The following is a 24,197-nucleotide window of genomic DNA, read 5'->3' as shown; positions in this document are numbered from 1 at the left end:
ATGAACTATAATATACTCTGCTATACCATTTACGCAGCCATCACTATATACATCATTATATGGGTAGGTAGATTGTTTCACCGGAGCGGCAGGGTATTTATCATTCGATTATTCAACAACAACACTTCTCTGGCAGATACTACCAATAATATTATACTGGTAGCGTATTATCTTTTTAATATCGGATATGCTGTTATCCAGTTCAGTTTCTGGGAACAGGTTACCAACACAGGCCAACTAATCGCTTCAATCGCGAATAAAACAGGTATCCTGATATTGATATTGGCCGCAACGCACTACTGTAACCTTTTTATTATCTATACACTTTCCAAAAAATCTACATTTATCACACCTAAAACATCATAAAATGGAAAATTTAATTGTAACCGCCTATCTCGTGTACCTGCCCATCGTAATACTACTTACCTATTATGTGGCACATCAACTTTTTAAAAATAGTATTGTATATATGAAAGATATCTTCAATGGTCGCGAAGAGATCGCTAAAGCCACCAACACTTTGTTTAAGATCGGTTTTTACCTGATGAACCTTGGATTTGCTTTGTACATTTTAAAGATAGCAGCAGAGAAGCTTAGTACGCAGGGAGCTATTGAAATACTCAGTATGAAAGTAGGTGGATTTAGTATTTATCTCGGCATTATGCTATTCCTGAATATGTACCTGTTCTTTAGAGGTAAAAGAGTGGCAAGGGAAAAGAGGATGATTACGCAGGTGCCCCTTAAAGCGTAAAATTTTCCATAGTAGTTACTAACAAATCCTTAGAACGCGGCCGACATGATATCAAAATCCTTAAAGAGATTGGGGGCGTTTATAGCCATTATGATTTTGATCAATGTTATTGGGGCCATTCTGTTTACCGTGAGTGACTATTTCCTGTGTTGGTATTTCAATAATAGTTGTGAGATATATTCTTTTCAAAGCAGACTTCTTTTTACTTGCCCGTCTACCTGATGTTGAGTTTATATACAGGATTTTTCCTGATCATAGTAATACTTATGATCGCCAAATCGAAGTACCATCTTTCATTCGGAAAAATGGCAACAATCGGGTGCATTTGCGGGGGTCTTTTTGCGCTAAACACCTCGCATTTAATCTGGTCCTTGTATATAAATTCTCCCGAAAAGGAATACCGGTATATTGTTGTCGTATTGTTAACTATGGGACTAACACCCTATATTATACATCTATTTAGAAAAATCATTTAATGCGAACCTGATTTATGAAACCTAAAATAGTAATAGCCGGCGGCACTGGTTTTATAGGCAGCTACTTTCAAAAAAAGTTTGCTGATGCCGGCTACGAGGTAGTAATCATTTCAAGAGAGGCCAATCATGTAAGCTGGAAGGACGATGCATCACTTTTGAACGCCCTTGAAGGTGCTGCAGTATTGGTTAACCTGGCAGGCAAAAGCGTTAACTGCAGGTATACTGCAAAAAACAAAAAGGCGATACTTGATTCAAGGGTGCATACTACCCAAAAGTTGCAGCAGATAGCTGATCAATGCAAAAGGCCGCCCGTGCTCTGGATTAACTCAAGCACCGCCACTATTTACCGGCATGCCGAAGACCGGCCAATGGATGAAGAAACCGGTGAAGTCGGTTCAGGATTCTCTGTAGCAGTGGCCCGAACCTGGGAAAAGGCATTTTTTGAAAAAGAACATCCTGGTATTAGGAAAATAGCCTTGCGTATTGCTATTGTACTGGGAAGAACCGGCGGCGTTATGAAACCGTTTACCAACCTTGTAAGATTTGGGTTAGGCGGAAAACAAGGTAGCGGGAAACAAATGTTCAGCTGGATACATATTGAAGACCTCTACCAGATCCTGCTATTTTTAATGGAAAATCAAACATTGACAGGCGTCTATAATTGTTCGGCCCCCTATCCTGTCACTAACCAAATATTTATGAGTACCATCAGGAAAATTCTCAGGCCATTGCTACACCTGCCCTCTCCTACTCTGTTATTAAAAGCCGGAGCTATTCTGATAGGAACAGAGACGGAACTCCTACTCAAAAGCAGGTGGGTGCTGCCGCGTAAGCTGCTTGATGCAGGTTACCGGTTCAGGTATCCCGATATCAATTCCGCATTGCATGAGATCTATAAAAAGTAATCCTGGTTGCTACAGTGATTGCAGGCTCCTGATATGTGCCTGAATCACCTGCTTTTCTGCATCTGCGCTGGTTAGGGTGAGTGCGTTATTAAAATGGTTTAAGGCCATCTCATTATCAATGCCTTCGTAAAGTTTGCCTAATAAGGTGAAGTAAAAATGGTTCTGAGGTACCGCAAGAGATGTAGCTTCCCTGATGGCCAGCTCTTTGCCATGAACTTTGGAAAAAACATACACGCGGTTTAATGCAGCCATAGGTGAATAGTCCATCAATAACAACTGATCATATAACTGAAGCACCGTTTGCCATTTTTGTGCAACGTCCTCTTTTATGGTATGCCAGCTGGCTATAGCCGCTTCTAAGTGATACTTGCTGATTTCATTACCTGTAAAAGCCGTTTTAAGATAAAATCGTCCTCTTTCAATCAGCGCGGGGTCCCAAAGGGCGGTATCCTGGTCTTTATACAGAATTAATTCGCCCTGCTCATTTAAACGGGCTTCAAACCTTGAAGCATGAAAGCACATTAATGACAGTAACGCATTGGCTGAGGGCGTATTGGCCACTTCATTAACTACGAGTAAGTGGCAAAGCCGCATAGCTTCCCAGCACAATTCTTTTCTTAGTACGTTGTTCTGCGAAAAGGAATAATATCCTTCATTAAATAATAAATAAAGTGTGGACAACACGGCATCCATCCTGTCTCCAATTTCAGTGACTATAGGATAAGCGATCGGTACATTTTCCTGCCTTAGTTTTTCCTTGGCTCTTTGAATACGCTTATAAATCACTTCTTTATTGGTGAGAAAAGCATCAGCAATTTCCTGCACTCCGAAACCGCAAAGCAGGTTTAACGAAAGAGCCACCTGTGCTTCGGTATTAACAGCGGGATGGCATATCGCAAACATCATAGCCAGTTGGCTATCGTTGATATTTTTATCCGACAGGTCCAACTCTACCTCTTCAGAAAGCCTTTCATTGGATTGCAGCTCCCCGCTTACTTTCTGATCGAAGATTGCGCCCCGCTTCAGGTGATTCCTTGTTTTGTTTTTGGCCACTGTATACAACCAAGCAACCGGATTTTCGGGAACTCCTTTTAAACCCCATAATTCGGTGGCAGATAAAAAGGTATCGCTGACGATATCCTCAGCTGTCTCTATATGCTGTAGACCAAAAAGAGAACAGAGTACCGCTACCATCTTCCTGTACTCTGTTCTGAATAAATGAGGTATCAGATCCTGCTGCAACTTATAAAGTTTTAATGGCCCTTACTTCTACATTACCGCCATAGCCATATACCGGGCAACCCTTTGCCAGTTCTACCGCTTCATCGATCGTTTCCGTTGTCACCACGATATAACCGCCAATGGCTTCCTTTAATTCCATAAAAGGTCCATCGGTAACCATACCATTAGCCCTTACTACCTTGCCGGTTCTTTCTAAGCGGTTGCCACGGTTATTAAGCTTGCCCTGCGCCGCAATACCGCTGATCCAATCGATCCATTTTTGCGTATCAGCCTGCATTTCTTCGGGAGAGAGTTTGGGTATTTCATTTTCATCTCTGCGGAATATAAATAAAAAGTCAGTCATTGTTAAAAGTTTAAATTTTTAGATAATGGTAATTTTTGAGTCATCTTATTAACCGCTGAGAACAAGAGAGACAGAGTTAACGCGGAGTGACTACATGTAATATACACTCCAGACTTCATCATAACTGGACACCTCCTCTGCCGAACCTTCGCGCCCTCGTTTCTTCGCGGTTAAGAGATCTATCGCAGAGAAAAGAGAAACAGAGTTAGCGCGGAGTAGTTTGTATTACATACTCTATGTTTTACTTTACCAGACCTGAACTATATCTCCGCGTAACCTTCGCGTCCTCATTTCTTCGCGGCTAAAGATATTCAGCGCTTAAAAAGGTTACGCAGCCTCTTGTTTCTGCGAAAATTGTCCTACCTGATAAGTACCCACAGCCGCGCCAAATGCAATATTAAAACGATTATAGGTATTGATAGTAGTTACCGCCAGTGTTAGGTCTATCAGCTCCTCTTCAGAAAACTGGCCAGCTGCTTCGTTGTAAATATCATCCGGCACCAGCGTCTCATTTAACCTTGTCAGCGCTTCTGCCCAGGCCAGGGCTGCTCTTTCTTTATCAGAATAAAACGGCGCTTCCCTCCACGCATCTAACACCAGTAAACGCTGTACTGATTCGCCGGCAGCCAGCAGGTCTTTGGAATGCATATCTAAACAAAATGCACAACCGTTAATCTGCGATACCCGGTAATAAATAAGGTGCAAGATATTTTTATCGATAGTAGTTTTGGCCAGATGACCTGCTACCCCGTATAATGAACGCATAGCCGCGTTCCCTTTCTGAAAAAAGTTTAATCTCTGTTCCATGTTTCTGAATTTTAATTGTTATAAAATAGAATAACAATCAGCCTCCAGCGATCTGGACAGAAAATAAACTCTTTTTAAAAATTATTTTTCGTTCACCCATTCGTAGTCCAACTGCCTCTTTTCAAGGTTAGCTGCAATGACTTTAATGCGCACTTTATCACCCATCGTAAATTTCTTGCCGGTGCGGTGCCCTACCAGCGCATAATCGCTTTCCGAGTGACGGAAGCTATCGTGCTCGGCCAGACTTGTTATTGAAACCAGGCCCTCACACATGTGGTCGACTGTTTCGGCCCAGAAGCCAAACTTAGAGACTCCGCTAACAATGGCGTCAAACTCTTCTCCCACATAATTACCCATGAACTGTACCTGCTTGTACTTATTGCCAGATCGTTCACTATCCATTGCCGCGCGTTCCCGCTCACTACAGTGCTTACATTTTTCTTCCATCCGCTTGTCGATCTTCACACTATCTTCCAACACATCCTGTAAAATACGGTGCACCATTACATCAGGGTAACGACGTATGGGCGAAGTAAAATGACAATAATACTCAAAACCCAATCCGTAATGGCCTACATTACTCTCGGTATATTTTGCCTTTGCCATGGTACGGATGCCTAATTGTTGCAATACAGCTTCCTCAGGGCGACCTTTTATGTCTTTCAGCAATTTATTAAAGGATGCGGCAATCGCTTCCGCACTGGATATATCGAACTTATAGCCAAACTTATTGGCAAATGCAATAAATGGCAGCAATTTTTCCTCATCAGGCGTATCGTGAATACGATATGGAAAAGGTATTGCCTTATTATTAATCTTTATTTTAGAAACATGCTTCGCTACATAGCGGTTTGCCAGCAACATCAGTTCTTCGATCAGCTGATGCGCTTCCTTACTTTCTTTTAAAACAATGCCCGTTGGATTGCCTTTTTCATCCAGCTTAAATCTTACTTCAGTAGAATTGAAGTTGATGGCACCTTCGTCAAAACGGTATTTACGCAGGGTTTGAGAGATGTTATTTACAGTCAGTATTACATCCGCATGATCTCCTTCCCCGCTTTCAATGATCTGCTGGGCTTCTTCGTAGGTATACCTCCTGTCTGAATGAATGACGGTTTTACCCAGCCAGTATTGCTTTACTTCCGCTTTATCGGTTATCTGGAATATAGCTGAAAAAGTCAGTTTATCTTCGTTGGGTCTTAAAGAGCATAATACATTGGAAATATGCTCCGGTAACATCGGATTTACCCGATCCGGCAGGTATACTGAAGTGGCTTTTTGGTAAGCTTCGTCATCCAAAGCATTGCCGGGCGTAACATAATGGCTCACATCGGCGATATGTACGCCAATCTCGTGGTTGCCATTCTTCAACTTCCGATAAGATATCGCATCATCAAAATCTTTCGCATCTGCAGGGTCTATGGTAAAGGTCAGCACACCCCGAACATCCTTCCGTTTACTGATATCCTCTTTAGTGATCACTTCCGGTATGCGTGCGGCTATTTCCTGTGCTTCGTCTGAGAAGTTCAGTGCAAAGCCATTGTCCAATAATATAGCTCTCATTGCCTCATCTGCTGCATCGTCTCCGCTTAATACTGACACCACCGTTGCTGAAGGTTTTTTACCTTCGCTGCCCCAGTCCAGTATTCGAGCCACTACGGTTTCCCCGTTCTTTACACCATTCAGGTTTTCTTCGGCTACATACAGATCGGGGATATTTTTATCCTTGTCGCCTAATATAAACGCAAAGCCTTTATTCATCTGTACTTTGCCTATAAACTCCGTTCTTTTCCTTTGTACTACTTCGGTAACCTTTCCTTTGGGCCGGCCTTCAGATCCGCCGGATAGCTTTACACGAACCGTGTCACCATCCATAGCATCTTTAAGGCCATCCGGAGCAATCATAATATCTTCTTCCAGTCCCTCCACAATTACAAAACCACGGCCCGAGCGGGTTACATCCAGACGCCCTTTTAGGGTGCCGGCATCCGACTCACGCTTAGTACGTTTGTTTTGTTTTTGTTGTCCTGCCTTCTTCTTAGGTTTATTGCTTTTACTCATTATCTATGGTTTAAATGTAATGATCAAATCATTGATCTTCTTATGATAACATCTTCAATTTTGGTTCCAAAAAACCAATTATTTTTTGATCGAAAATGCTTCCTTCGTTAAACAGAAACTGATGCTGCACCGGCAAAGCCACCACCGGCAGCTCTTGCAGTTCTTTGAAGTCTGCAAGTCTTACTGCATCTTTTTCTGTAGTCAATATAATTTTATTTGTTTGTTTAATAGCATTATATGCTGTTAAAATCTTTTCAATGTCCTCATCTGAAAAGTGATGATGGTCTGCATAAGCTATGTGAGACCATTCGAATGGCTTTAATTGCAGATAGTCCAGGAGCGGTTGTGGATTTGCTATCCCTGTTACCAATACCGCAGCGGAAATATCATCCCAGTTGATCGTTTTACTTGAAAATATATGGTAAGGCAAACCGTACGCTATTGAGGTAAAGAAAACCTGCTGATGAGGAAATGGCCTGATTTCTTTAACAATCTGCTCCTTCCGCATATATTCAAGGTTGGAATTACACTTGGTTACTACAATGATATCCGCTCTTTTGTAGTTCGATTTCAAATCCCTTAAACTACCTGCCGGAAGGTAGCCATCTTTTGTAAACAGGTTGTTGTATTCTGTTAGCAGTATATTAAAACCCGGTGTTACAGCACGGTGTTGAAAAGCGTCATCGAGTATAATAACACCTGTTTTGGGTTTTTGTTTAATCAATGCTTCTATTGCTTTTGCACGTTCCTCTCCTACCGCAATAGTTGCACCCGGGAATTTTTGATGGAACTGCATAGGCTCATCGCCAATATCCGCTGCTGTAGTTGACCCGTTTGCCAGTACAAACCCTTTTGTTTTTCTGCGATAGCCCCGGCTGATGACGGCTACAGGCGTTTTATTCTCTAATAACCTTAACAGATATTCCACCATGGGAGATTTACCCGTACCACCCACCGACAGGTTACCAACACAGATGGTGGCTACCGCAGGTTGATAAGAACCGATAAGCTTCCAGTCATATAATTTATGAAAAACAAAAGCGCTGGCCTTATACAACCAGGAGAAGGGAACCAGTAAAATATTTCGTTGACGGATAAGTTTGCTAAAATTCATACATCCTTTCGGGTGTGATACAATAGTCTAAAGGTACATCAAATTCGTTGAGGTCCTGTATTTTATCTATTGGTTCATAATAGCTTAATCCAACTTTAATCACATTATCGCTAACCTGCTCTAAAAACTTATCATAAAAACCCTTGCCATATCCTACCCTATACCCCAGCTTATCGAAACATAACAGGGGTAAAATCACCAGGTCGATGGCTTCGGGTGGTATAATGGAAGCCCCTTCGGTTTCCGGCTCGGGCGTGCCGTATTGGTTTTTAATAAACGGGGTGTCGGGTGTAGCCAGCACAGCCTGCATGGTGTAATTTTCAAATTCACAAACCGGGTAAGCTACCTGTATAGCAGGGTTCCTGAAATGGAGATAATCTACAATCGGATCGGTATTGACTTCGGTTTCCATTGCTGCATAAGTAAACAACATATCGATATCCGGCAGTGGCAGGCTTTGAAATTGTATTAGAATCAAATCGTCCCACTTCAATCGTTGCTGAGCGGTGGTGGTCTTTCTTTTGGCGGAAAATACTTTGCGTGCTTCAGATTTTAGCATGGGATTTAAAGTTTCAGGTTTAAGATTCATTGTACCGGATAGCCAACAACCTCTAGGTTTCTAACATTGTATTTCTTAGAGCAATAAAAGGTGTCGTTCCTACGGAACTCAATGTCCCTCCTATCATTTCCCTACCAATATATTGTCCCTCCGGGACTATATATGAACAATCAACGATCATTGCCGGATTGAAAGCATCTTTTCAAATTCGTCCTTGAATACCTTTTCATTTTTAAATGAACGATCTGGTCTTGAATCAAAGGGAATAACGTCACCTTTCTCAAACAAACTCATACCTATTTCATCCTGGTATAACTGTATTACACAAAAAGTATGCTTCACCCAAATATCAATCATAGCCGCTCCGGAAGGAAAACGATTTACTTCGTATCGTAAATTTAGCCCATCGGCCTTTTCAATAATATACGAAATCAGAGACTCCAATAATTAATTATAAAACTATTCGGCTTCGTTTGTAAATACTGAGAAAATCGTTGTGCCATAATTCTTCTCAAAACTATATTTTTCAAAAGTTTTGTAATCATTACGCGGTGTGTGCTCTAATACAAATATCCCATCAGGCGCAATCATATTTTGGGCCACGATGATGCGGGGCAGCTCATCGATCTCTGTTAAAGCGTATGGAGGCCCGGCAAAAATAAAATCATACTGCTGGCTATGACCCTGTAAAAATTTAAATACATCCATTTTTACAAACTTCATATTTTCAATTTTCAAGGCAGCCGCGGTCTTCCTTATAAAATCAAACATTTGGTTATCCTTTTCAACAATCGTTAAATCGCCTGCACCCCGGCTGGCCAGTTCATAACTGATACTGCCGGTGCCCCCGAAAATATCCAATGTTTTGATTCCTTCAAAGTCCATCCTGTTTTGTAAAGTATTGAATAAACCCTCTTTAGCCACATCTGTGGTAGGACGTGTATAAGGCATTTTGGTAGGCGGATGGATCCTGCGACCACCTAAGCTTCCTGAAATAATTCGCATCCGATCAATTCGTTGAGAGAAGTGAAATAATGAGCCGGCAAATCTGTAATAGTATCTATCCAGTTGGCAGGCATTAATGTTATATGAAGGAAATAATCATATAATTCCTGGTACAATTTTGACTGAGTGTCTATCAAACCTGAAAGCTGCAATGCAACCTGCTCCTGGTTAAACGAAAAGACTTCGCAGATCTTCAACAGATAGAAGGCCACATCTGCTGTAGCATGATAAGCATAAGTTTTGCTTAACAGCAGGCTCTCGTTTTTAAAAGCCTGTACCGTAAAAGTCTTTTCAGCAATATTTACTTTAAGCACTCCATGTTCGTAAGCACCTTTAACCGATTTAATCTGCACTGTATGCGCATGTAAATAAGCCGAAGAAGGAAAATTATGTACCAGCCAGGTTAATATTCCGGGAGCAACTGTGTACATATTCGCAATTTGTCTTTCTTCAATTACTTCGGTGATGACATGATCCTGCTGGTCTGCCTGTTCCAGATACATTAAAGGTGCTGCGTCGCTATTGTTTAATGTAGCAGGAAGAAGAGAATTAAAGCCGAAATCAAGCCCGGTGATAATTTTGTAAAAACTTCCCTGCAGGCGCGGATTCTTATTAACAATTTCCTGCAATTGCTTTTCATTTACAGTACCGAACACATACCTTTTAAGCTCCAGGACTTTCTGATCGTCAGGATGATAGATACAAAAACAAAAATGCTGATTACTTACCTGCATAGCCAGGCAATTATCTTCTGGGTATATCTCTTCTTCTGTCGAAAAACTAAACTGCTCCTGCAAAATGTGACTTATTTAATGTTAACCGGGCAAATATCCTATTTAAAATTGAATATTAAAGACGAATATTGATAGCGGATTTACGAAATTTGATGTCTTTTTATTTTAGTATCTATGGCTCAACTCGAAAGCTTACGGGTAAATATCAGCAACCGGCAGATCATTAAAATTGCTACACCGATTGCATTGGCCATGATGGTACCGCAATTAAACTTTATTGCCAACACGGTATTCCTGAGTCATTTAGGCGAAACTGAACTGGGTACCGCAGGCATTACGGGTGTGTATTATTTAATATTCGCACTGGTAGGTAATGGATTAAATAGCGGCTTACAGGCATTAATATCAAGACGCGCGGGTGAAAATAAGCCCCTTGAAATAGGAAGGCTGTTTTTACAGTCAATTTATATTGCGCTTGCATTTTCTTTTGTGATCGTTAGTCTTAATTACCTGATGGTCGATTTATTTCTGTCGTCTGTGTTAAAAAGCGGTGCCGTATTGGAAGAAGCCGTTTCATTTTTGAAGATCCGCGCCTGGGGCCTTCCCTTCCTGTACATTTTTCAAATGGGAAATGCGCTTTTGGTGGGCACCAATAACAGCAAGTATCTCAAATATGGTTTTATAGCTGAGGCACTGGTGAACGTATTTCTCGACTATACTTTAATATTTGGAAAACTGGGATTTCCGGCAATGGGATTTAATGGTGCGGCGTATGCATCCGTTTGGGCTGAAATAACCGGCGCCCTTATTGTGTTCCTCATCATTTTCAAGAAAGGCTTTGTTCAACGTTTTTCGTTATTCCAGGATAAAAGGCCGGATACCCAGACGATCAAAATTATTTTCAATCAGTCTTTACCACTGGTGATGCAGTTTGTATTAAGCGTGAGCGCCTGGTTGTTGTTTTATGTGCTGATAGAACACCACGGAGAGCGGGAACTCGCCATCAGCAACACCATGCGAAATATTTTTGCGGTGTTTGGCATTTTTACCTGGTCTTATGCCAATACCACCAATATGATGGTGAGCAATATTATTGGACAGCAACGCCAGGATGAGGTGATGGGACTGGTTCGAAAAATTGCAAGACTGAGTTTTTTTACGATTGTCATATTATGTATCACGCTGAACCTGTTTCCGGCCACCCTTTTAAGTATTTATGGTGCTGAACCAGGTTTTATTACAGACGCGATCCCGGTGGTGCGTACCATTTCCATATGCCTGATCATGATGTCTGTAGCCGTTGTATGGCTCAACAGCATCACGGGAACCGGTAATACCAAAGTGAATTTAAGAATAGAAATAGCCTCAATAGTTGCCTATACCGTTTATGTATTTATCATTGTAGAAAAACTACGATTATCACTGGTTTACGCATGGGCCAGCGAGTTCCTTTACTGGTTTATCACTTTTATTTTTGCGTGGTGGTATATGCGCAGCGGTAAGTGGAAGGGGAAAGAAGTGTGGAGGTAGGGTGAAGTTGGCTGGTTGACTGGTTGAAAGGTTGACTAGTTTACTGGTTGAAATGTTGACTAGGGTCGCCTGATTAACCAATCAACTTTTCAATTTTTCACCTCCCCGACACCAACTATTACATTCAGTATCTTTGTATAAAAGCTGTACCGATGACTGACTTTTCCAGTTTGGATTTAAACAAAACTTATTCGTATGCCGATTATCTTACCTGGAAGTTCCAGGAAAGGATCGAATTGATCAAGGGGAAGGTTTAATTGTTGAGAAAAGTTGACTGGTTAACTGGTTGATAAGTTAATTGGTTAACAGTGATAGAAGGGTTTACACCTCGTCAACCTTTCAACTTTTCAACTTATCAACTAAACTAAGGATACAACAAATACTTCTTCCGCATCTCCTTATACTGGCTCAAACCTGGTTCCCAGCTTTTACGGATCTCTTCTTCAGATACACCATCGATAATCTGCTTTCTAAAAATGCCGTTTCCGATCTGGATTTCGATATTGTTCATTTGATTACTGAACTTGGATTCGAAAAACTTTTCTTTATGAGGGTGCGCCTTATATAATTCCATGATCCATTGAATGTTGATCTTTCCACTTTTCCGTAATTTCTCTGTATCATAATTACGCAGATCAAGTCCATAACAAACCTCGTTCATAAAAATGGGTGTTTCGGCCATTCCCTTAATAGATATAGGTGTAAAAGAAAAAGAGTACTTACCTTTTAATTCGGGGCTGCCTAAAACAGTAAAGGGGTATTGTGTGCCACGACCATGATTAATATAAACGCCTTCGAACATACAGGTTGAGGGATATAATAAAATTGCCTGCTGTGTGTTTAGATTGGGAGACGGTTTTACCGGTAAAGTGTAAGGCATGCTATGATCGTAATTAGCCACTTTAATGATTTTCAGTTTGCATTTTACCTTATTGGTCAGCCAGCCTTCCCCGTTCGCCATTTGTGCAAATTCGGCTACGGTTAATCCATGCGACATAGGTATGGGAAACATCCCGATTCCGGATTTATATTTCATGTCCAGTACAGGACCATCAATAAGATAACCATTAGGGTTAGGGCGATCCAGGATCAGCATTTCTTTATCACTTTCAGCACAGGCTTCCATCAGCCTGGATAAGGCATTGATGTTCGTATAGAAACGCACACCCACATCCTGTAGATCATATAGCAAAACATCCACATCGGCCATATCCTGTTTAGAAGGTTTATTTTTGGGGCCGTAGAGTGAAATAATACGGATACCTGTAGCAGCATCTGTCTCGTCTTTTATCTTTACACCAGCACTTGCATTGCCTCTGAAACCATGCTCTGGCCCAAAAACTTTTACAATGTTAATTCCCAGGCTTTTTAAACTATCTACCAGATGTTTCTTCCCTATAATGGTGGTTGGATTAGCCATTATTGCCACTCTTTTTCCTTTCAGATAAGGTACATATAACTGAGTTTGATCGGCCCCGGTTATAATTTGTTTTACGGGTTCTTTAACATCATTGTTCCTGTTGAAAGCTGATACAGCAACAGACAACATCAGCAACAAAGCAAGATTTATTTTCATCCTTGTGGTTTTTAGTTTCTTTATCAGGCATCGCCTTTCTGAACGGTTTGGCAAATCTTTTCAAACTTACATGTTTTTTTTGTCCGGGGCGCGTGGGTGGATAACATTTTATCCGACCACAAAGAAGGGAGACGCAGCGCTTACGCTGAGGGTTGCTCTGATCTTTGCGCGATAACTTTGTGTGCGCTTGTTCCTAGCGGAAAAATATCAATGCTTCTTTAAAATGTTATAGCCTGGTTGTTGTAATCAGATTTTAAATTATGGATGGAAGACTTAACCCCGGGACGCTATGACACGACGAAAAACTAATAAAGTCTCGCATCTATTAGTTTTTAAGTTAATAATCATTTGACAACAACGCTATTTTAAAAAGAAAACTACCTTTGCAATTAAACTCAGCTATATGAATAACAAAGAAGTTTATATTCTTTCTGCCGTACGTACACCCATGGGAAGCTTTGGTGGCAGTTTAAAAGATCTTACCGCAACTCAATTAGGCGCTATAGCCATCAAGGCAGCCCTTGAAAAAGCGGGTATTGAAGGCCAACAGGTGCAGGATGTATTAATGGGCTGTGTTTTACAAGCCAACCTGGGTCAGGCGCCTGCAAGACAGGCTGCTAAGTTTGCGGGCCTGCCCAATGAAGTCAATTGTACTACCATTAATAAAGTTTGTGCCAGCGGCATGAAGGCTATTGCGCAGGGCGCACAAAGTATCTTGTTAGGCGATGCAGATATTGTTGTAGCCGGGGGCATGGAAAGCATGAGCAATGTACCGTTTTACGTACCCAATTTAAGATGGGGTAATAAATATGGCAATACCAATCTTATAGACGGCCTGGCGAAAGATGGATTAACAGATGTATATGACGGGAATGCTATGGGCATGGCGGCAGAGTTATGCGCCAGCGAATGTAATATCAGCAGAGAAGAACAGGACGCATTCGCCATTGAAAGCTATCAAAGAAGCCAGGCAGCCTGGGCAGAGGGGCGTTTTTCAGAGGAAATAACCCCTGTAGCCATTCCGCAACGAAAGGGTGATCCGGTAATTTTCGAAAAAGATGAAGAGCCGTTTAATGTAAAATTTGATAAGATACCAACATTAAACCCGGCCTTTAAAAAAGAGGGCACTGTTACTGCCGCCAACGCCAGTACCATGAACGACGGTGCCGCAGCAGTGGTTTTAATCAGCAAAGAAAAGTGTGAAGCGTTGGGATTAAAACCTATTGCTAAAATTTTGTCTTATGCTGATGCAGAACAAGCTCCCGAATGGTTCACTACAACCCCATCACTGGCTTTACCCAAAGCACTTGCCAAAGCCGGACTTACAAAAGAAGAGATCAGTTTTTGGGAACTTAATGAAGCTTTTAGTGTTGTAGGCATAGAAAATACGAGGAGGCTTACACTGGATCCGGCCAAAGTAAACGTCAATGGCGGCGCTGTTTCACTGGGCCATCCCCTGGGAGCCAGCGGAGCCAGGATCATTGTAACGCTGATCAACGTATTGAAGCAACACCAGGCGAAATATGGAGCGGCAGGCATTTGTAATGGCGGTGGTGGCGCCAGCGCCATGGTGATTGAAAAACTATAATTGTATGACAGATCCGAAACAACGCTTCTCCAACCGCGTTGCAGACTACATTAAATACCGTCCGAAATATCCTAAGGGTGTTATTGATATATTAAAAAGAGACATTCATCTTAGCTCACATGATATAGTAGCCGATATAGGCGCTGGCACCGGATTTCTTACAGAGCTATTTCTGGATAACGGGAATTTGACTTATGCCGTTGAGCCGAATGAAGCCATGCGCCAGGCCTGTAGCGACCTCTATGGCTCGGAGGGCCGTCTAAAAATTATTGATGGCTCAGCAGAAGTAACTCATCTGCCAGATCAGGCTATTGACCTAATTGTAGCCGGAACCGCTTTCCATTGGTTTGACCCGATAGAAACGAAAAAGGAATTTATGCGCATCCTTAGGCCAGATGGTCATATCCTGCTGATATGGAACGTACGAAAAGATGATGCGCCATTTACTGCCGGCTATGAAGAAATACTGCATCGCCGGATTCCTGAGTATGAGGCTTCAAAACATCGGAAATTTGATATTGATTTAATAAATAATTTTCTTCATCCCCGTAAAATGAAAACGCAGGTTCTGGCTAACAGCCAATCTCTGGATTGGGAAAGTTTTAAAGGCAGAACACTATCGTCATCGTTTATGCCCAAACAAGGTTTATTGCACGATGAGGTGCTAAGCGAAATGCATGATCTTTATCACCGATACCAGGAAAACGGGCAGGTTTCATTTCAATACGACACCATCATGTATTACACATGATAACAACAATAACGATACTACTATCATTTACTTACATTACTAACATATAGTTCTCATGTACCTCTCTTATAAAACTGAAGCCAGGAACACTTTAAAACTGGCTCTTCCTATTATTTTTGGTGAACTGGCTCAAATGAGCCTGCACCTGATCGATACCGCGATGATCGGCTACACCGGCTATAAGCAACTCGCCGCAGCAGCATTGGTATTAAACGTAATCAACATACCGTTCATCTTTGGCATTGGCATTACTATTTCTGTAGCACAGATGGTATCACTGGCTCATGGTAAGTTTGACAAGCAACTCGTATCCCATTATTTCTTTAACGGGTTTTGGCTCTGCGCTGTATTTGGCGTGCTGATATCGCTGGGATTATTCTTTGGACGCGATATATTATTGCACCTCAAACAGGATCCTGAAGTTGTAGAACTGGCCATGCCTTTTATGACACTGATGAGCTTTTCCATTATACCTATGGTATTGTTTATGACCTTGAAGCAATTTGCCGATGGTTTACAATATACCAAAACAGCCATGGCTTTATCAATAGCAGCTATACCGCTCAACGTATTTTTAAACTGGTTATTGATTTATGGCAATTGGGGCTTGCCCCGCCTGGAGCTGATTGGCGCCGGTTATGCCACTTTGATCACCCGTGTTACGATTTTTGTTTTGCTGGGAATTGTAATACTTAATCACAAGGTGTTTAAAAAATATATGGCCGTTTCCAAAACGCAATGGAAGATCAAAAAAGATACGCTCGTACAGCTTTTGAAAATAGGTATCCCCAGTAGCTTACAAATAGGTATGGAAGCGGGTGCTTTCGCCGTATCGGGTATCCTGGTAGGTACTATAGGTGCAGCGGAACAAGCTGCACACCAAATTGCATTGAGCTCTGCAGCTTTTGCCTTTATGGTATCGCTGGGATTATCGCAGGCAGGTTCTATCAGGGTTAGCCATGCTTTTGGTACTACTAATTGGAAACGTATATCCGTAATTGGTAAAAGTACAGTGGTGCTGGCATTAATTTATGGCGCTGTTTGTTGTATTCTTTTCGCAATTTTTAAACAGCAACTGCCGCTCCTTTTCAATCATGAGGAGAATGTGATCAGCATTGCTGCTGCTCTATTATTGTTTGCCGCTGCTTTCCAGATACCCGATGCTATACAGGCTACCAGTGCCGGACTGTTAAGAGGTATTAAAGACGTGAATGTTCCTACCCTCTTCATTTTTATTGCTTATTGGGTATTGGGTATTCCTCTAGGCTACCTGATGGCTTTTCATTTCGGGATGGCGGAAAAAGGTGTCTGGGTTGGGTTTATCAGTGGCCTGAGTTTTTCAGCTATTTTTCTCACCATCCGTTTTTTGAAGAAAACACGACAGCATTTATCATAGATCTAAAAATCAATCTCCCCTTGCTACGGGGGAGATTGATTTAAAAATAACCTGTTAAATAATTTTAAGCCGCTCTTCCTCAAGATCTATCTGGTACAGCTGCTGCCGAATGATCTCTTCATCAATGGAAGGGTCTTTATTTAATTCGGTGAGGTACCGTCTTTGGCTTTCCAGCAGTTCAACAAAAATAATTTTAGTCTTCTCATTCATCCAGCTATCATCTGCAGCTTTAGCTCTTTCTTCCCATTGCTTTAAAATCTTTTCTATTCCTGCATGGCCATTCAGGTCATTTTCATAACGACTTTTTAGCACTTCATATACATGCTGCTTCAGGCCATGTTTCATTTTTTTGCGGGTTTCCTCCTCTTCTGCCTCGTTGAAAATTCCGTCAAATAAATGCGTACGTTTTATAATGAAAGGCAATGTAAGCCCCTGTACCAACAGGGTTAATAATATAGCCACAAAAGTGATAAACAATATAAGGTCTCTGTGCGGGAACAGGGAACCATTGTCTAAAGTAACAGGTATCGATAATGCGGCAGCCAGAGACACTACACCACGCATACCCGTCCAACCCAGAAGCAATGGCATTAAATATCGTCTTTTCCAGTTGGTTACATGCGGTATCGCCCGTCTTCTGAAAATAAGCGTGGCTACCAATGCAGCATAGCTGCTGATCATTCGCGCTACAATCAACACCACCGTTACCAATACGCCATATCCAATTGCCTTATTTAGCGGAATACCTTTGGACCGGATACCCTGCACAATCTCAGGCAGCTCCAAACCTATGATCAAAAAAACAATACCATTCAAAATAAAAACAAAGCTTTCCCAAACACTATAACCTCTTATGCGACTGGCGCTATTCAGAAAAATCAAGCGTTTGGATGACATATAAAGTCCTCCTACAACTACGGCTAACACGCCTGAGCTATGTAATTGCTCCGCTATCCAGTACATGAAATAAGGTTCAATCAAGGTAAGTGCAATATCAGAAGGGGCATCTGTAGGCAATTTTTTATGTGCCTGCACAAAGAACCAGGCTAATAGCAAGCCAATTCCAGCACCACCGAGTACCATCCATAGAAAACTAACAGCGGCATCCTGCCATATAAATTGTCCCGTGCCTACAGCCACCAGGGCAAAGCGAAAAATGATCAGAGATGAAGCGTCATTCAGCAGACTTTCGCCTTCCAATACTGCTGAAGTTGATCTTGGTATTTTTACAAATTTGGTAATGGCTGCTGTGCTTACCGCATCAGGAGGCGAAACAATGCCCCCTAATAAAAAGCCCAATGCTATAGTAAAGCCTGGAATAAAATGGTTGGCCACAACAGCTACCGACAATGCGGTGAAAAAAACCACCAGGAAAGCGAAGCTGGTAATGATTCGGTACCACTTGCGCATCTCTTTAAATGATATCGTCCAGGACGCCTCAAATAACAAAGGCGGCAGGAAAATAAAGAAGATCAAGTCCGGGTTAATCTTCACTACCGGCAAGCCAGGAACGAAACTAACCAGAAGTCCTGCCACGACCAGTAAAATCGGATACGCAACTTTTAGCTTTACGGCAAACATTTGCAGCAAAACAATAGCCGCTACCATGGCTAAAAAAAACGGCAACAGGGTATGCATTCTACACTAAATTTATTAATAGCAATTAATTACGAAGGTTTAACTGAACTGCAAGTATATTATTTTTTCATATAATACTAACATTTGTTCACCAATTTATTAAACCGATCTACTTAATGATGACTGCTGCCTTTTAGTTCAACCGCTATTCCTTATTCTTCTTCATTTACGTTTTTTAACGCCATTAAAAGGCTGTAAGCTCCTTTAACCACCAGTTTCTTTTGAGCCAGGTCTGCGGGAGAAATGATCGCCGTATAACCCGATTCGGTGGTACCGGTTTGCACTTCGAGCATTTCAAAATTATTTTCCTCTTTTGCCGCAAATACATATTCTTTATTATCAAATCTTACAACTGCCTCTTCGGGTAATGCATTGGATTGGCGGGCAGTTGTTTCAATTTCTGCATTCATAAACATGCCGGGTAAAAGTTTTTGATCATACTGATCGAAATGGCAATGTACTTCTACAGCCCTTTCTCCTGAAAGATTTCTGTTAATCAACATGATGGTACAGGAGTACTTTTTGTCCGGATCAGTATTGGAGTACGCTACGAGTTTTTGTCCTATGGAAAGCTGGTTCACGTCTTTCTCGAATACCGTAAGCGATAAATGTACACCGTTCGGATTCACTAGTTCAAACAGCACATCTGCAGGATTTACATATTTACCCATGTTTACATTCACGGCAGCTACAAAGCCATCAATAGGCGATGTTACCTGGATGCTCCGCGAGATATTACCTGGACCGATCCTGTTGGGGTTTAAACCTGCCAATATTAGTTTTTGAGCCAATGAGTGCACGAGTACATTTTGGGTTTGATAGGCCGCTTTTGCCTGCTCATATACCTTGTCACTTGCAGCCTTACTTTGGTTTAAATCTCTTTGCCGGTTATATTCGCTTTCATTAATAGCAAGCTGGGCTTTTGCTGTAAGATAGTCCTGCTGCAACTGTATATACTGCGGGTCCTCGATGGTTGCCAATACCTGCCCCTTACGCACCGGCATGCCAGGCAACAGGCTGGTTGATTTAATATATCCACCCAGCGGCACACTTACAGAAATCCTGTTGGCTGGCGGCACATCTATCTTTCCATTTACCCTAAGGACAGACGAGATATTCCTGGGTTCCAGATTTCCTGTAGCAATACCCGCATTCTTTAATTGCGCATTGGTGAGTGTAACCAGGTTATCCTGTTTGGCAGACACAGGCTCCTGTTGTTCGTTCTTTTTTTCGCTGCAGGAAAAAAGAATAAAAACAGTTAAAATGATTAAAGTTATTTTCTTCATTGTATAATTTTATAATGTCGCCCCGGTAAGGCGCATCTTTTCTTAATTCTAATTGCTGGTGAAATAGTTAAGATCCGCGACCGCGTTAGCCAGGTTATACAAAACTTCCACATACTCGCTTTGAACCAATACGGCCTGGTTGATCAGCATCACCCATTCCAGGTAATTGATATCGCCATTCGCAAACTGCTGATTGGCTGTTGCTGTAATAGCTTCCGCATTTTTTAAAGCTGTTGCTTCAAAGTATTGTTTGGCATTAATATATTTCTGATATTGAACAAGGACGGCCTGGTAATCGCTCACAAAAGTCTTTAATGAGGTGGCATACTCCTGCTGTGTAAGCTGTTCATTCACCCTGGCCGCATGGATTCTTGCTTTTTGTGCCGTGTTAAAAATAGGAATACCCAGCCCTACCTGTACCGACTGAAAACGGGGCACGCTATTGTACTCTTTATTGTCCGCACCATTCCCCTTCATGCTCATAATATTATAGCCCAATATTAAGTCTGGAATCAGCTTTGCTCTTTCAACCTGTGTAACCGCGCGGGCCGTTTCCTGTTGCTGGGCCAGGTATAATAAGCCCGCATGTTGCTGTAACCTAATCGTATCTATCAGAGGAACGGGTGCTGCTACAATATTCTCCTCAATGATGTTAAACATTGTAGTAGAATTAAGCAAGAGCCGAAAACGGATTTGTGCTAATGCTCGATCCTGCATCAATTGCGACAACTGTATTGCCATTTGTCCCCGCTGGTTTTCTGCTGTCTTTTTCTCCAGCAAATTAGACGCCCCTTTATCAAAGCGCAGGTTGGCTTTTGTTAAAAATGATGAAAACAAGGTATCAGTTCTTTCCAGTATTCTTTTCTTGCCTTCGAGATAAACCAACTGACCGTAAGCCTGCGTTACCTGTTTCTTTAATAATGCTTCATTTACCCCGATGTTCAAAACACTACTCTCCCATTCTTCAGTCAATAATTCCTTTTGAGAACGATGCACTTTCGGAAAACTCAGCGTTTGATTCAGGCCCAGCCTGGCATCCGCATAAATGCTGTTCATTTGACCATACTCTGCTACAATATTGGTTAGTGCTATTTGTTTGCCGGAGCTGATCAATATTTTATGGTATTCCGATTTCAGCCTTTGATTTTTTATACTCAGATTATTGGCTAAAGCCGTATCGATAGCTGCCTGCAGCGAAATAGTTGTTTGCGCCTCTGTTGACTGGCTACTAAACAGTCCCACCAGAATTATGGAGACCGTAATGACCTTTTTAGCGGAGCCTGTTTTCTTTTGAAACATAATATATAAAATAGGTAAAACAAATAAGGTAAGAAAGGTGGCCACCAACAAACCTCCAATAACAACGGTGGCTAACGGACGTTGCACTTCAGCTCCCTCGCCGGTACTTATGGCCATAGGCAAAAAGCCTAAAGAGGCAACAAACGCTGTCATCAATACCGGCCTTAACCGGATTTTGGTACCCTGTATAACAATGCGCGTCAAATCTTTCATACGCTCCTCTGTTCTAAGCCGGTTAAACTCGGCTACCAACACGATGCCATTTAACACCGCTACACCAAACAAGGCGATGAAACCCACACCCGCGCTGATGCTGAAGGGAATACCCCGGATGCTTAAAGCAATGATGCCTCCAATAGCCGAAAGGGGGATGGCCGTATAAATCAGTAATCCCTGTTTCACTGACCTGAATGCAAAGAACAACATCAGGAAAATCAATAGTAGTGAAACGGGTACCGCTACGTATAAACGTTTCTTGGCGGCTTCCAGGTTTTCAAAAGCGCCTCCATAAGTTATATAGTAACCGGCTGGTAGCTTTACCTTTTGTGTTACTTTTTGCTGTAATTCTTCTACGGTACTTTGTATATCCCTGCCCCGCACGTTGAAACCCACTATAATCCTTCGTTGAGAATTCTCCCGTTGAATCTGGTTATAACCATCTACAATATCGATAGCGGCCAGTGTTCGCAAAGGTATCTGCATGCCCTGCGGGGTTGCGATTAACAGGTTTTGCACGTCGGCCAGGCTCTTCCTGCTATCACCAGCCAAACGTACTACCAGGTCAAATCGTTTCTCCCCTTCATATACCAAACCGCTGCTCTGTCCTGCAAAAGCAGCGTTGATCACATTATTGACATCGCTGATGTTCATTCCATACTGGGCTATGGCTGCCCGGTTGTACTGAATCAGGATCTGTGGCATTCCTGTCACCGCTTCTACATACAAAGCGCTGCTGCCATCAACCGTGTTGGCTACATGCCCGAGCTTAGCAGCGTAATACGCCAATGTATCCAGGTTTTCGCCAAAGATCTTACAAACCACATCCTGCCGGGCTCCGGAGATCAGCTCATTAAAGCGCATCGCTACGGGGTACTGAAAACCGAAGGTTACCCCAGGTATTTCTTTCAGCGCTTCCGTCATTTTTGCCTCCATTTCCCCGTAGGTTTTGGCAGAGGTCCACTCATCCCGGTCTTTCAAAACAATGATCATATCCGAGACATCGATAGGCAGCGGCTCTGCGGGCACTTCACTGGTGCCGGTTTTAACCACCACTTTTTCTACCTCCGGAAATCTTTCCCTGATAATACGGGATGCTTTCGAAACCGATTCTATAGAAACATGAATATTGCTACCCGGTAACACCCTGGTTTCTACCGCATAATCACCTTCCGGCAGCGACGGAATAAACTCACCGCCCATCCGGGTTAACAAAACTATAGCTAATGTAAAAAGAGCTAATACAGTTAAAATGATCGGCTTTTGAAAACGCAGGGCTTTTAGCAAATAGCGTTGATAAAAACGCTCCAGCCGGTTCATCATCCGGTCGGACCAGTTTTTTTTGTGTGCTATCTTTTTACTCAGGAACAGCGTACTCATCATCGGTATGTAGGTAAGTGAAAGCATAAATGCCCCGGCCAAGGCAAATGCTACTGTTTGCGCCATGGGCTTAAACATTTTCCCTTCTATACCCTGTAATGTAAATATGGGCAGGTATACCATCAAAATAATGATCTGGCCAAAAACCGCGCTATTCATCATCCGCGAAGCAGAGTATTGAACCTCCTGATCCATTTGAGTTTGCGATAGCTTGTGGATCTTGGAAAAATGCTTACTATGCGTGAGCCGATGCATTACTGCTTCTACAATGATCACCGCACCATCTACAATCAATCCGAAATCAAGCGCACCCAGGCTCATCAGGTTGCCACTTACCCCAAACAGGTTCATCATAATAATGGCGAACAACATTGAAAGCGGAATTACAGATGCCACCAGCAAGCCTGCACGCAGATTTCCTAAAAACAATACCAGCACCAATACCACAATCAATGCCCCTTCCACCAGGTTTTTACTTACCGTACCAATAGCATTGTTGACCATTTTAGTACGATCTAAAAAAGCATCAATAACAACTCCCTCGGGCAAAGTTTTCTGTATCTGGTCAATTTTCTTCTTTACACTTTTGATCACCTCGTTACTATTCGCTCCTTTTAGCATGAGCACAATCGCACCCGAAACCTGTGCTTCGCCGTTAAAGGTCATGGCGCCGTAACGGGTAGCATTGCCCAGCTTTACTTCCGCCACATCCCGCACCAGGAGCGGTACCCCGTCTGCCAGGTTTTTAACAACTATATTTTGTATATCCTCCATACTCCCTACCAATCCTTCACTGCGGATAAATAAAACGCTGGGCCCCTTTTCAATATAAGAACCACCTATATTCTGGTTATTCTTTTCCAGGGAAGTAAAAACATCGCCGATGGTCAATCCATTAGCAACCAGCCTTGCAGGATCAACCGCTATTTCATATTGTTTTAGCAATCCGCCAAAACTGCTTACTTCTGCTACACCAGGAACACCTAATAGCTGTCTGCGCACTATCCAGTCCTGTATAGTGCGCAGTTCCATAGCATCATATTTTTTTTCATATCCCTTTTTGGGCCTGACCGCGTATTGATAGATCTCCCCCAACCCGGTGGTTACCGGTGCCAGCGCAGGCACTCCAAAACCCTTCGGTATCTGGTCCTGTACCTGTTGCAGCCGCTCGTTGATCTGTTGCCGGGCCCAGTAAACATCTATATCATCATCAAATACAAGCGTAACCACCGACAACCCAAAACGGGAAAAGCTTCGCAACTCCTGCAGACCGGGGATATTATTATTCACCTGCTCAATAGGGAACGTAATCAACCTTTCTATATCAGTAGCTCCTAATGAAGGGGATACCGTAATAATCTGCACCTGGTTATTGGTAATATCAGGTACTGCATCAATGGGTAGTCTTTTCACTTCATAAGCTCCATAGCCTATGAGTGCTATAATAAATAGCCCGATGATCAGCTTATTCTTTATGGAAAACTCAATAATTTTTGTAAGCATACATATTTAGTTAATCATTATGCCACGTATACCATTA

General features: G+C 42.2%; 20 protein-coding genes. 7 read left to right on the top strand and 13 right to left on the bottom strand.

From position 1 onward, the window contains the following. The 3 genes from ACLOAU_RS01495 to ACLOAU_RS01485 all read left to right on the top strand — a co-directional run bounded on the left by ACLOAU_RS01495 (position 1) and on the right by ACLOAU_RS01485 (position 2,132). Complete coding sequence (locus ACLOAU_RS01495; RefSeq protein WP_427860054.1) at positions 1–366, top strand: hypothetical protein; 366 nt, start codon at positions 1–3, stop codon at positions 364–366. Between the two features lies 1 nt (position 367). Then, complete coding sequence (locus ACLOAU_RS01490; RefSeq protein ID WP_427860053.1) at positions 368–751, top strand: hypothetical protein; 384 nt, start codon at positions 368–370, stop codon at positions 749–751. 490 nt (positions 752–1,241) lie between these two features. Further along, positions 1,242–2,132 (top strand): TIGR01777 family oxidoreductase, encoded by an 891-nt coding sequence (locus ACLOAU_RS01485; protein WP_427860051.1) that lies wholly within the window; start codon positions 1,242–1,244, stop codon positions 2,130–2,132. A 9-nt stretch (positions 2,133–2,141) separates the two neighbouring features. Here ACLOAU_RS01485 and ACLOAU_RS01480 read toward each other — a convergent pair whose 3' ends face one another. From ACLOAU_RS01480 to ACLOAU_RS01440, 9 genes are all read right to left on the bottom strand, one after another. Beyond that, entirely contained in the window at positions 2,142–3,374 is a 1,233-nt protein-coding gene (locus tag ACLOAU_RS01480; RefSeq protein ID WP_427860050.1) for an RNA polymerase sigma factor, read from the bottom strand. Between the two features lies 1 nt (position 3,375). Further along, complete coding sequence (locus ACLOAU_RS01475; RefSeq protein WP_427860049.1) at positions 3,376–3,717, bottom strand: YciI family protein; 342 nt, start codon at positions 3,715–3,717, stop codon at positions 3,376–3,378. Positions 3,718–4,044: 327 nt separating this feature from the next. Beyond that, the gene (locus ACLOAU_RS01470) at positions 4,045–4,524 is read right to left on the bottom strand and encodes a carboxymuconolactone decarboxylase family protein (protein ID WP_427860048.1); all 480 of its coding nucleotides are present in this window, start codon (positions 4,522–4,524) and stop codon (positions 4,045–4,047) included. Positions 4,525–4,605: 81 nt separating this feature from the next. After that, on the bottom strand, positions 4,606–6,585 hold the full coding sequence (rnr, locus tag ACLOAU_RS01465) for a ribonuclease R (RefSeq protein ID WP_427860047.1): 1,980 nt from the start codon (positions 6,583–6,585) through the stop codon (positions 4,606–4,608). A gap of 40 nt (positions 6,586–6,625) precedes the next feature. Next, a complete protein-coding gene (lpxK, locus tag ACLOAU_RS01460) occupies positions 6,626–7,699 on the bottom strand; it encodes a tetraacyldisaccharide 4'-kinase (protein WP_427860046.1) in 1,074 nt (357 codons plus the stop codon). Continuing rightward, a complete protein-coding gene (locus tag ACLOAU_RS01455) occupies positions 7,689–8,288 on the bottom strand; it encodes a 5-formyltetrahydrofolate cyclo-ligase (RefSeq protein ID WP_427860045.1) in 600 nt (199 codons plus the stop codon). The genes lpxK and ACLOAU_RS01455 overlap by 11 nt, the downstream gene beginning before the upstream one ends. Positions 8,289–8,435: 147 nt before the next feature. After that, on the bottom strand, positions 8,436–8,702 hold the full coding sequence (locus ACLOAU_RS01450; protein ID WP_427860044.1) for a hypothetical protein: 267 nt from the start codon (positions 8,700–8,702) through the stop codon (positions 8,436–8,438). A 15-nt stretch (positions 8,703–8,717) separates the two neighbouring features. Beyond that, on the bottom strand, positions 8,718–9,263 hold the full coding sequence (locus ACLOAU_RS01445) for an RsmD family RNA methyltransferase (protein ID WP_427860043.1): 546 nt from the start codon (positions 9,261–9,263) through the stop codon (positions 8,718–8,720). Beyond that, positions 9,239–10,060, bottom strand: coding sequence for a DUF3822 family protein (locus ACLOAU_RS01440; RefSeq protein ID WP_427860042.1), 822 nt, complete (start codon positions 10,058–10,060; stop codon positions 9,239–9,241). The genes ACLOAU_RS01445 and ACLOAU_RS01440 overlap by 25 nt, the downstream gene beginning before the upstream one ends. A 111-nt stretch (positions 10,061–10,171) precedes the next feature. Here ACLOAU_RS01440 and ACLOAU_RS01435 point away from each other — a divergent pair, with 111 nt between their 5' ends. Continuing rightward, positions 10,172–11,527, top strand: coding sequence for an MATE family efflux transporter (locus ACLOAU_RS01435; protein WP_427860041.1), 1,356 nt, complete (start codon positions 10,172–10,174; stop codon positions 11,525–11,527). Between the two features lie 364 nt (positions 11,528–11,891). Here the strand turns inward: ACLOAU_RS01435 and ACLOAU_RS01430 are convergent, their stop codons facing one another. Beyond that, a complete protein-coding gene (locus tag ACLOAU_RS01430) occupies positions 11,892–13,103 on the bottom strand; it encodes an exo-beta-N-acetylmuramidase NamZ family protein (protein WP_427860040.1) in 1,212 nt (403 codons plus the stop codon). Between the two features lie 403 nt (positions 13,104–13,506). On the opposite strand from ACLOAU_RS01430, the gene ACLOAU_RS01425 reads away from it, so the two are divergent. From ACLOAU_RS01425 to ACLOAU_RS01415, 3 genes are read left to right on the top strand one after another with little or no spacing between them, the layout of a single operon-like run. Beyond that, positions 13,507–14,691 carry a thiolase family protein gene (locus ACLOAU_RS01425; protein ID WP_427860039.1) on the top strand — a complete coding sequence of 395 codons (1,185 nt, stop codon included), beginning with the start codon at positions 13,507–13,509 and terminating at the stop codon, positions 14,689–14,691. Between the two features lie 4 nt (positions 14,692–14,695). Further along, the gene (locus ACLOAU_RS01420; RefSeq protein WP_427860038.1) at positions 14,696–15,442 is read left to right on the top strand and encodes a class I SAM-dependent methyltransferase; all 747 of its coding nucleotides are present in this window, start codon (positions 14,696–14,698) and stop codon (positions 15,440–15,442) included. Positions 15,443–15,497: 55 nt separating this feature from the next. Next, complete coding sequence (locus ACLOAU_RS01415; protein ID WP_427860037.1) at positions 15,498–16,838, top strand: MATE family efflux transporter; 1,341 nt, start codon at positions 15,498–15,500, stop codon at positions 16,836–16,838. Positions 16,839–16,892: 54 nt separating this feature from the next. On the opposite strand, the gene ACLOAU_RS01410 is transcribed toward ACLOAU_RS01415, so the two are convergent. From ACLOAU_RS01410 to ACLOAU_RS01400, 3 genes are all read right to left on the bottom strand, one after another. Continuing rightward, complete coding sequence (locus ACLOAU_RS01410) at positions 16,893–18,476, bottom strand: Na+/H+ antiporter (protein WP_427860036.1); 1,584 nt, start codon at positions 18,474–18,476, stop codon at positions 16,893–16,895. A 152-nt stretch (positions 18,477–18,628) separates the two neighbouring features. Then, positions 18,629–19,762 carry an efflux RND transporter periplasmic adaptor subunit gene (locus tag ACLOAU_RS01405; RefSeq protein WP_427860035.1) on the bottom strand — a complete coding sequence of 378 codons (1,134 nt, stop codon included), beginning with the start codon at positions 19,760–19,762 and terminating at the stop codon, positions 18,629–18,631. A 48-nt stretch (positions 19,763–19,810) separates the two neighbouring features. Further along, complete coding sequence (locus tag ACLOAU_RS01400; protein ID WP_427860034.1) at positions 19,811–24,160, bottom strand: CusA/CzcA family heavy metal efflux RND transporter; 4,350 nt, start codon at positions 24,158–24,160, stop codon at positions 19,811–19,813. Positions 24,161–24,197: the final 37 nt, after the last annotated feature.

It is taken from the genome of Paraniabella aurantiaca, from assembly GCF_050309965.1.
Lineage (GTDB): Bacteria > Bacteroidota > Bacteroidia > Chitinophagales > Chitinophagaceae > Niabella.
The sequence above is the reverse complement of the archived record's forward strand: the minus strand, read 5'-3'. Positions and strand labels throughout refer to the sequence as shown.